Source organism: Lacticaseibacillus salsurae (assembly GCF_045862175.1).
GTDB lineage: Bacteria > Bacillota > Bacilli > Lactobacillales > Lactobacillaceae > Lacticaseibacillus > Lacticaseibacillus salsurae.
Map to the genome: position 1 here is coordinate 1 of NZ_BAAFZI010000126.1, position 1840 is coordinate 1840.

At 44.6% G+C, this 1840-nt stretch carries 2 protein-coding genes; both read left to right on the forward strand.

All coding sequences use genetic code 11. The annotated features are described in order from the left end of the window. Positions 1-45 precede the first annotated feature (45 nt). Positions 46-1440, forward strand: coding sequence for an IS3 family transposase (locus ACKTSG_RS14170; protein WP_407895667.1), 1395 nt, complete (start codon positions 46-48; stop codon positions 1438-1440). Continuing rightward, a complete protein-coding gene (locus ACKTSG_RS14175; RefSeq protein ID WP_272029094.1) occupies positions 1440-1769 on the forward strand; it encodes a hypothetical protein in 330 nt (109 codons plus the stop codon). Before ACKTSG_RS14170 ends, ACKTSG_RS14175 begins: the two co-directional genes overlap by 1 nt. The last annotated feature ends 71 nt before the right edge of the window (positions 1770-1840 follow it).

Consider the following 1840-nt stretch of genomic DNA (forward strand, 5'->3'; position numbering starts at 1 on the left):
TGACCTTTACCCCTAAAGTTGGAACACAACTTTGGGGGTATTTGTATGACTAAGATTTCAGTAGAAACTTATATCGAAGCCGTAGAGTGTTATCTTACCAGCAACGAGTCAAAGAGACGGGTTGGTGAACGGTACGGAATCGCGGACATGTCTTTTCGAGTTCTCGTAGCAATCTATGAACAACACGGAAGAAAAGGGTTGATAGCGCCTCCAAAAACTACTGGCGAATTCCGTATCAATCTAGTAGAGTGGAAACAGGAGCACCACGCATCTATCACTGAAACTTGTGCGCACTTTGCCTTCCGCTCAATCTCGAGTATCGCAATTTGGGAACGTATTTACTTCACCGAGGGCAAACAAGCGTTACTAGCAAGACGGCAAGGAGTGAAACCTCATCGTCCAAGAAAGTCTACAACAACGGCTGAAACGCCTGGAAAAAGAGAATTTATCGTTGCGGATACAGAACGACGCCTTAAAAAAATTGGCAGCCTTGAGAAAGCAACAAAAAGACAAATCAGCGAAGTTATCATCGCACTCAAGGCCAAGTACAAACTAGCTGATTTGATCGATGCCTTACCTATCAGCATGTCCGTATTCCAGTATTGGCAAAAGAAACTGAGTCAACCAGATCCTGACGAAGAATTGAAGTCTCGTATCACGCTGGTTTTCGAAGCACACAATGGAAACTATGGTATCCCACGGGTAACACCAGAGGTTCGGGCAATGTATGCGGCAGAAGGCCGCCAAGAGCCAAATCATAAACGGATTCAACGTGTGATGCATGACATGAATGTGCATTGCCAAAAATATGGCAAACGCACTCGCAAGTATGACTCCTCTAAAGGGCCTTCTGGTAAGAAAGCAAAGAACAGACTGAGCCGGCGCTTCATGACCGATCGACCATTACAGAAGCTTGTTTGTGATGTCACAGAACTACAAGCTGGTAATGGCGAAAAAGTGTATCTAGAAGTCATCAAAGATCTCTACAGCAACCGAATCTTGGAATGGGAACTATCAACACATCCAACTCTTAAGTTTAGTACGGCGCCATTAGAGCGATTGGTAGCAGTCTTGCCTAATACTGGGTATCAGGTCACGTTACATACCGACCAAGGGTGGCAGTATCAGCATCGTAATTGGCATCGACTTTTACATGAAGGCCGTATTCGGCAAAGTATGTCCCATCGCTCGACGTGCCTCGACAATGCGGCCTGTGAAACGGTATTCAACAAGCTCAAAGCGGAAATGACACCAGCCAAAGACTGCGCCGATGCGAACGTATTAATGACCACAATTGATGAATGGATCAACTACTACAATGAGGATCGAATTCAGACTCGCCTTGGTAGTATCGCCCCAAGAACCTATGAACAACGTTGTCAAATCAAGTACCAATTCTACATTCAGTCCAATGGTTATAAAGCTAAGGAGAACATATGATGACAAAGCGGAAACGACAAACATTTCGGGCGTTAGAAAGATTTGAAGGCTTTGCGGCTTACTGTAATCCACAAGACCCTAACACAAAGCTTTATTGGATCAACAAAGGCGATACCTACGAAACCTCCCGCGGTATCTACAGTGATGACTATGTAGGTGCCATCATTATCGTAGAATCATTCGGTGAGGTTCAAGTCGATGGTGTACATATTCTTGAGCATAGCGAACCCATTCCAGTATCCGAATATGATCAACTTCACCCATTTGTCGGTAAGGTTGATCCGGAAACTGGTGAATGGAAAGGTTCCGGTATCGAAACGTTATTTTAAAACAAGACAGCTCTCAGTGAACTGCCTTGCAGGTAAATCGAATTCAGTTCCAACAAATTGGGTAAAGGTCA